Source organism: Bacillus sp. AY18-3 (assembly GCF_008042305.1).
GTDB classification, from domain to species: Bacteria; Bacillota; Bacilli; order Bacillales; family Bacillaceae_G; genus Bacillus_A; species Bacillus_A wiedmannii.
Window position 1 is genome coordinate 342,882 of the sequence record NZ_QKQR01000030.1, and the last position, 8,477, is coordinate 351,358.

The window sequence follows — 8,477 nt, forward strand, 5'->3', positions numbered from 1 at the left end:
ATGATCTTTTATTTCATTACAACACTTCAATATACCCTTCAGTCCCATGTACCCGAATTCGTTGCCCATCTTTTATTCGTTTCGTAGCATTCTCTACCCCGACGACTGCTGGTAATCCATATTCACGTGCAATCACTGCCCCGTGAGTCATAAGCCCGCCAACTTCGGTGACTAACCCTTTTATAGACACAAATAACGGTGTCCAGCCAGGATCAGTAAAGGCAGTAACTAATATATCCCCCTCTTCTAAATTCGCATCTTCCATGTTTAAAATAACGCGAGCTCTTCCCTCAATCACTCCTGAAGAAACAGGCAAACCTACAATCGCGTCAGCTGGGAGGTTTTCTCGTTTATATTTACCTGTAATGATTTCTCCATCAGACGTCATAACGCGGGGAGGCGTTAGTTTTTCATATAATTTGTACTCATTTTTTTGTTTATGAATAAGCGCGTAATCTAGTTTATTCGTGCGAACAACTTCGTGCAGTTCTTCAAAGGTTAGATAGTATACATCATCGATTTCATGAATGACACCGCTCTGTACAAGTTGCTCGGCTTCTTTTAATAATGCCTGCTTATATATGAAATAACGATTAATCATGCCGTATTTTGGATATTCACGATAACCGATACAATCACGGATGTTACGAATCATATGCTTCGTCTCTTCTATTTTTTGTTTTCCGTTCGGCAAGTGCTGTAATCGCTCTAATAACTCTTCTTCTTTTTCTAAAGCTTCTTGCAGTCCTTCTTCAAACTTCCGTTTACTAGCGCCAGCTTCAAAGTCTCTTATATTATTTAAAATCATTGGGATAATGATTGTTGGCTTTTCACTCCAGCGCGTTTTCGTAATGTCGATTTCTCCGCTGCATCTCATTCCGTATTTATTTAGAAAAGTTAGAATGGCATCTCGAGCTTTTTCTCCGCCTTTAAATTGAACTAATTCATCTAAAAAGTTATCATTTTCTACATGTTGTAAATACGCAATAACTTCTGGATATGGCCGAATCACATCAGCAACATCGAGTAATGCTAGCCCCATTTCAGACGTAATATTGTTTTGTACGGATTGAGAAAGTGTGTCCGCTGCATTCTTTTCGCCTAGCCATTGCTCCATTTTTTCATTGATCCATGTTGAAGCATTCATACCTGCCATAATGACAGCCATACTTTGCGGACGAAATAATATTTTCTTTAATTGCTGAATATCTTCCAAAATAAAATCAAGTACATCCACCCCTGATTTCGTTTGCATGTTTCGTTTTAACTCTTCGATTGATGCTTGATTCCTCTTTATTAAATCCGTAACGATCGCTGAATTGTTTTCGACTTGTGGTTGCGAGCTTGCAGGTGGTCCACTTTTACCAACACTCTTTTCTTTTTCATCATCTGGTAACAATGTAATAAAATCATCTCGCTCGACTACAGTCGTTAATGCATCTTTAATAAGCGGTTCCGAATTCCCTATCATATTTAATAAAAATTCTCTACTAGTAGGCGAAGCCAATCTTTGTGCAACATCAACAAACAACCTTCCCCCAGCTTGAAACCTCTGTCCAAAAGATGTTAACTGGAATAAAGACATTCCTAATGGCTTCAAGGGATCGGTCATCATTTGCTGGTGACCAACCGATACATACACATGATTTTCCCCATCATTTACTTCTGGTATTGGATATAAAGTCGTGATTGGGCGACTTTGGACAATATAAAATGTATCATCAACTAAACACCATTCAATATCTTGCGGACGATCAAAATAAGCTTCAATCTGTCTTCCGATACTTGCTAGTTGTAAAATTTGTTTTTCAGACAATGCTTGAATTTTTTGCTGAGCCGGATCAATCTGTTTCGTCTCCGTTCCGCCCTCTTTTACAGCATAAATAGCTAATTTTTTAGTTGCTATCATCTTGCCGGTAATTTCGCCTTCTTTTACTTTATAATTATCGGCAGAGACCAGCCCTGATACTAACGCCTCACCAAGTCCAAAACTGGCATCAATTGATACTACCTTTCGGTTAGAAGTAACCGGATCAGCAGTAAATAAAATTCCCGAAGCCTTTGGGAAAACCATTTTTTGAACGACAACACATATAGAAACTTGATTATGTTCAAAATCATTTTGCATGCGGTACATTACTGCTCGCTCTGTAAATAAAGAAGCCCAGCACTTTCTTACATGCTGCAAAATCGCTTCTTTACCGATAATATTTAAATACGTATCTTGTTGACCAGCAAACGAGGCATACGGTAAATCTTCAGCCGTCGCACTAGAGCGCACGGCATACGCATGTTCATTTCCAAAACGTGAGAGATAATGAGCTACCGCTTCCACTACTTCAGAAGGGATTTTTACTGCCATAATGACTTCTCTAATCTTCTTACTCATTTCACCAATTTGGGCTCGCTCTTCCTTTTTCAACTTTGTTAGTTGCTGCAACAAAGTTTGAAACTCCTCATTTTGCTCGATGGCCTTTTCATATCCTACCGTTGTAACACAAAATCCTTCTGGCACTTGTATCCCTTGAACGCTTGATAACTCCCCTAAATTCAATCCTTTTCCACCAACGAGTGCAAGCTGCGTGTTTTCTATTTCCTGAAAATCGAGAACGAAAGAACTCATTTACCATCTCTCCTTACTATGCATGTGTTCTTGATTGTAGCAGTAGTAAATACGAATAAACAGTCTATTTCGAACTTGATTTACATGATATAATTAAGTTAGGAAGAGATATTCCCCCCCCTCTAATTCACTTCAACTACATCACCAAACTTAAACATTCTTTGATTACGAAAAGCATCGGTACAAGTAATCGTCTTATTTAATGGATTTATATCAGCTACTGTTATGTAATTTTTATATAAATACACATTAAAATATTAAGATAAATATTTTATTAACTCATCACCCTCCTCAAAAAAAATTGTAGAAACTATTATATAAATTCATATGTCTCCACCTTAATTCTAGGACTTAATTTTTTTTGTAATCCCCCACTAATTCTTTTTTCAAATGTCCCAAAATGGATTCGAGAAATTAGGGAACTATAATGTCGTATTGAAACATATTAAGGGGGATAAAAGGTGAACAAGGAAATGAATTATGGAAGTGATTACAAGTTTATTCCAGCAACTTCAATTGAAAGTGGTCATGGCCTTGAAGTATTGCCTGATTTATTTTGTTACACGATTCAAATCGTCAACATATGTTTTGTTGGAAATCCGCATACCAATGATTTTGTTTTAGTTGATGCTGGAATGCCTAAATGTGCAAATGAAATTATCTCCGTTACTGAGAAGCGATTTGGTACAAATAGCCGCCCAAAAGCAATTATTTTAACTCATGGGCATTTTGATCATGTTGGAGGAATAATTGAACTCATTAAGTATTGGGATGTTCCAGTCTATGCCCATCAACTGGAGATACCGTTCTTGACTGGACAACAAAGCTATCCTGAACCAGATCCAACAGTTGAAGGTGGTATGGTAGCCAAAATGTCTCCCCTGTTCCCTAATGAACCGATTGATTTAGGAAATAGCGTAAAAGTACTACCTACCGATGGAACTGTTCCCCATATGCCAGAGTTTAGATGGATTCATACACCAGGGCATACTCCTGGGCATATTTCATTATTCCGAGAAAAAGACCGAACTTTAATTGCTGGGGATGCTTTTGTTACAGTGAAACAAGAATATCTATATAAAGTATTTACTCAGGAACAGGAAATAAGCGGCCCCCCTCGTTATTTAACAACAGACTGGAAAGCCGCTAAAGAATCAGTCATTAAATTAGAAGAAGTAAAGCCTCTGGTCGCTATTACTGGACATGGGATACCAATGTCCGGTGAATTGCTATCAACAAGCCTCAAAACACTCGTTCAAGAATTTGATAAAATCGCTGTACCCGATTATGGAAAATATGTAGACAAAAAGATACATTAAACATAAAAATACTTTTTCTTCTTATATTTAAGAAACAAAATCAAAACAGAAAAAATTATTAAGTTTAATATAAAAACAATGTACTTAGGCAACATCTCTATTATAAGAATGGAACTACACCTTGCGAATAAAACTTGATACTCCGCAAATACTATACGTAGTATAAGCCTGCTTTTTACCCAGGTTGTACTTCTTACCATTAAAGGGTGAATAAAACGGGTTACGCTATATAGCATAACCCGTTTTTTATGAAATATTTTATTCCATATACGTTTAAACAATGGAGGAAAATGATGAAACATATTGTTGCTTTATTAATTAAATACACAGCGATAACTGCAGTATTACTAATGGTACTCGGTATCTTTCAAGGCATTTCAATTCCTAGAGTATTACTCATTTCTCTTTTCCTAACAGGAGCTGCCTATTTAATCGGCGATCTCTTCATTTTACCTAAATACGGAAATATGATTGCTACAATGGCAGATTTCGGCTTAAGCTTCTTCGGCATTTGGCTACTAACATCCTTATTTACGAATTTAGATGCTACTCGTAATATTGGCCTGTCTTCATTTATTGCCGCATTAATTATTGGCGGAATAGAGGTTTTCTTCCATATTTATATGAAGAGATTAGTACTGCGTAACGACGATGAATTAAGAAATCACAATCATATTCATCATGATAAATATGCTATGGAAATGTCAGATGAATATATGGATTCTTCTACAATAAATAAATCCAAAGTTGAGGATACATCTAAAAAATAAAAAAGTGGCCAATGCCACTTTTTTTATTTTTGTTTCTTAAGCTTGATCAGAATTTCTTACATGTAACGGAGGTGGAACTACCCACCCTTTTTTCTTACTTAAACGCAGCAAAGTTACACCTGCTTGCGCTTTTTTCATATGAAATTGGCCGAATAGCATCCCTACATCTTCTCGAAGACATTTTCCCATCACTTGACTACATGTCACAAGTCCAGCTGCTAATCCTGTAGCAACAGCTGCTGCTATTTCAGCATCATTAATACGCGCTCCTGGAGGAATATCTTCGATAGATGCAACTGGTCGTTCTGGAGGAGCAGGAGGTAAAGCTACGCCATTAACCTTTAAAAGAGTTTTTAACTCTTCTATTTCCGAGTTCATATCATTTTCAATTAAGCTTTCTAAAAACTTCTTCAAATCTTCGTCACCTGTGTGATTCATAAATACTTGATGGCTTGCAAGTGCACCTTGTGCAGCGAGAAGATAACTCCAAATATCAAATACTTCTCCGTAATGTAACGGTTCATTTTGAGGATTTCCACTTAATATACCCATTTTTAAATTCCTCGCTTTCGAAAATATCATAATAAATATTGATTTCAATATTGAAATCAAATTTTTAAGTATGCTTTTTCCTGCAAAAGATTTTCTACTATGCATGGAAAACACCTTTCCAACACCGCGTGTTTATTGTTTAGGAAAGTAGTTTACAAATAAAATACTCAAAGATTATGAAAGAAGATTATCAATAATCTTTGAGTGAGAATCCATTTACTATAAGGGTTTTTATTTTTATACATATACAAAAGAAATTGATTTACATATCTGCTACATTGTATTTCAATTTACTTAGCGGTTAGCTCTACCACCAAGTTGTTGTTCAGCCATTGCTACTAAACGTTTTGTAATTTCACCACCAACAGATCCGTTTGAATGAGCTGTTGTATCTGCACCAAGTTGTACACCAAACTCTTGTGCAATTTCATATTTCATTTGATCAAGAGCCTGTTCAGCACCTCGAACTAACAATTCATTACGACTTCCACTATTATTGTTTGTCATATCGTTTCACCTCCGATTTTTTTAATATGCTACAAATTATGAAATAATAATTATCCTTTTTGTGGAAATTAGATTATGAATAAATATTGAGTTTCTTCTTAAAATAGGGCAAAAGATATAAGAAAGAAGAGTTGCTATAACGTACTTTCATAACAACACTATGTATAGATTTCTGTTTTGCCAAGAGATACATATAAATTATGAAAAATGATTCCTAAGGAGATATGTGATGAAAGCTGTAACCTATCAAGGACCAAACCAAGTACAAGTTAAACAAGTTGATGATGCAAAGTTAGAGAAAAAAGATGATATTATTGTAAAAATTACTTCAACCGCTATTTGCGGTTCTGATTTACATTTATATCAAGGTAACATGCCGTTACCTGAAGGGTACATTATTGGCCATGAGCCAATGGGAATTGTTGAAGAAGTTGGTCCAGATGTTACGAAAGTAAAAAAAGGCGATCGTGTTGTTATCCCCTTTAACGTTGCTTGTGGACATTGTTTTTATTGCCAACATGAAATGGAAAGCCAATGTGATAACTCCAATCCTCATTATGATTCTGGTGGATACTTTGGTTATACAGAGAAATTTGGTAACCATCCAGGCGGACAAGCAGAATATTTAAAAGTTCCTTTCGGAAATTTCACTCCATTTGTTATACCAGAATCATGCGAACTTGAAGATGAATCTCTACTGTTTTTATCCGATGTTTTGCCAACAGCCTATTGGAGTGTAATAAACGCAGGTGTTAAGCCAGGTGATACTGTTATCGTCCTAGGTTGTGGACCTGTTGGATTAATGACACAAAAATTTGCTTGGATGCAAGGTGCTAAGCGCGTAATCGCAGTCGATTACTTAGATTACCGAATGAATTATGCAAAAAAGATTAACAATGTTGAGATATTTGAGTTTACAAAATTTCCTGATATGGGAGAACATTTAAAGGAAATCACACATGGCGGTGCCGATGTAGTCATTGATTGCGTGGGCATGGATGGAAAAAAATCACCACTAGAATTTTTAGAACAAAAATTAAAATTACAAGGTGGAACTCTCGGTCCTATTCAAATTGCTACGAAAGCCGTAAGAAAATACGGAACGGTTCAAATGACGGGTGTTTATGGCGGCAATTATAATGCTTTTCCACTCGGGGCATTTTGGGTTAGAAATATTAATCTTAAAATGGGACAAGCACCTGTTATTCATTTTATGCCGGAACTGTTTGAAAAAATAATAAACAAAGAATTCGATCCAAAAGAGATTATTACACACAAAATCCCCCTTGAAGAAGCGAGCTACGGTTATCAAATTTTCAATAATCGTGAAGATGATTGTATAAAAGTCATTTTGAAACCTTGAAGATACAATTCATTATTCTTAATGAAAGATAAGATTACATCCCGTAATCTTATCTTTTTTATTAAATTGTAAGTAGCTATTCCCCCACTTTCATCTCACATGGAAAATGGTTATTTCAAAAAGACTTTGCATTCTAAATTAACGGTTAATTGGTAAAAAAATGAATTTAAGTATTAAGTAACCAACTAGCGGACACGATAACAATGTTAACTAACTTAAAAAGAGGTGTACTTCATGTTTTATTATAAAGAGGAAATAATTAATATGATTAAGCCGGATAAACCAGACCCAGCTGCTGCAAAAGTTTTACAAGAAATATTAGGCGGGCATTATGGTGAAATGCGTACAATGATGCAATATTTCTTCCAAAGCTCAAATTTTAGAGGTAAAGAGAAGCAATATCGTGATTTACTTCGAGGTGTTTTTTTAGAGGAAATAAGCCACGTAGAACTTGTTCAACATACAATTAATCAGCTATTAACTGGATCTGGTGAACCTACGCCAGGAAATGCTGGTATTGACAAAGCACCGCTTGATGAAGCGGTTAAACATGCAAACCCTCACCATTTTATTGTAGGTGCTCAAAGCTCATTGCCTGTTGATGCAGCTGGTAATCCTTGGAATGGATCTTGGGTATATAGTCATGGAAACTTAATTAGCGATTTACTAGATAATGTCGTACTTGAATCTACAGGTGTACTTCAAAAAACTAGAATTTATGAAATGAGTTCCAATCAAACATTTAGAGAAACTCTTGCATTTTTAATTGTACGTGATAATGCACATCAAAATGCTTTTGCAAAAGCTTTAGAGACATTAGGGGTTGAATGGGGGAAACTCTTCCCTGTGCCGAACTATGATATCAATAAATATCCAGAGTGTAGAAAATATGTAGACATGGGATTCCATAATGCACAATTTAATTTCAGCTTAGATCCAACAAGAATGGGAGAAATATTCCAAGGTGAATCTCCAAGTAGAAATAAAGGAACATTAACAGTAACTGACCCACCAAAAGGTTTTCCTGTACCAGAACTTCCTGAAATGCCAAATGAGCATAGTCCTGGATTAAAAGATATGGATCTTTAAGATCATTATGGCCAACTATTTATTCATGGTTGGCCATAGTTCTTTATAAAGATTCATGTAAGCTTGTTGTTAATATGATAGGATGTTTTAAATAAATCCTCTTTATTTAAAAGTGATGTTGATTATAATTCTGCTCCTCTTAATGTCGTTTCTAATGAACCATTAGAAGCTACTCATAACATCCCTACCTCTATTCATATATAGCATCCCTATATTGTAAAAAAGAGGAAGGGCTTGTCCCCCCTCTTCTTTTA

At 35.7% G+C, this 8,477-nt stretch carries 7 protein-coding genes and 1 pseudogene; 4 read left to right on the plus strand and 4 right to left on the minus strand.

The genetic code is table 11. From position 1 onward, the window contains the following. Nucleotides 1–16: 16 nt before the first annotated feature. Together ppsA and DM800_RS30080 are read right to left on the minus strand one after the other, a co-directional pair. The gene (ppsA, locus tag DM800_RS24435) at nucleotides 17–2,623 is read right to left on the minus strand and encodes a phosphoenolpyruvate synthase (protein ID WP_147787795.1); all 2,607 of its coding nucleotides are present in this window, start codon (nucleotides 2,621–2,623) and stop codon (nucleotides 17–19) included. Between the two features lie 122 nt (nucleotides 2,624–2,745). Then, nucleotides 2,746–2,880: pseudogene (locus DM800_RS30080) on the minus strand (YolD-like family protein); the annotation flags it as partial. Between the two features lie 204 nt (nucleotides 2,881–3,084). Between DM800_RS30080 and DM800_RS24445 the strand changes: the two are divergent. Further along, nucleotides 3,085–3,942 (plus strand): MBL fold metallo-hydrolase, encoded by an 858-nt coding sequence (locus tag DM800_RS24445; protein ID WP_098115836.1) that lies wholly within the window; start codon nucleotides 3,085–3,087, stop codon nucleotides 3,940–3,942. A gap of 293 nt (nucleotides 3,943–4,235) precedes the next feature. Further along, complete coding sequence (locus DM800_RS24450) at nucleotides 4,236–4,712, plus strand: YndM family protein (RefSeq protein ID WP_142293610.1); 477 nt, start codon at nucleotides 4,236–4,238, stop codon at nucleotides 4,710–4,712. 36 nt (nucleotides 4,713–4,748) lie between these two features. Here the strand turns inward: DM800_RS24450 and DM800_RS24455 are convergent, their stop codons facing one another. Together DM800_RS24455 and sasP are read right to left on the minus strand one after the other, a co-directional pair. Beyond that, nucleotides 4,749–5,264 (minus strand): DUF3231 family protein, encoded by a 516-nt coding sequence (locus DM800_RS24455; RefSeq protein ID WP_147787796.1) that lies wholly within the window; start codon nucleotides 5,262–5,264, stop codon nucleotides 4,749–4,751. Between the two features lie 294 nt (nucleotides 5,265–5,558). After that, nucleotides 5,559–5,771, minus strand: coding sequence for a small acid-soluble spore protein, SasP family (gene sasP / locus DM800_RS24460; RefSeq protein ID WP_147787797.1), 213 nt, complete (start codon nucleotides 5,769–5,771; stop codon nucleotides 5,559–5,561). A 229-nt stretch (nucleotides 5,772–6,000) separates the two neighbouring features. Between sasP and DM800_RS24465 the strand changes: the two genes are divergently transcribed. Together DM800_RS24465 and DM800_RS24470 are read left to right on the plus strand one after the other, a co-directional pair. Beyond that, on the plus strand, nucleotides 6,001–7,134 hold the full coding sequence (locus DM800_RS24465) for a zinc-dependent alcohol dehydrogenase (protein WP_147787798.1): 1,134 nt from the start codon (nucleotides 6,001–6,003) through the stop codon (nucleotides 7,132–7,134). Nucleotides 7,135–7,368: 234 nt separating this feature from the next. Further along, on the plus strand, nucleotides 7,369–8,223 hold the full coding sequence (locus DM800_RS24470; protein WP_060487291.1) for a manganese catalase family protein: 855 nt from the start codon (nucleotides 7,369–7,371) through the stop codon (nucleotides 8,221–8,223). Nucleotides 8,224–8,477 lie beyond the last annotated feature (254 nt).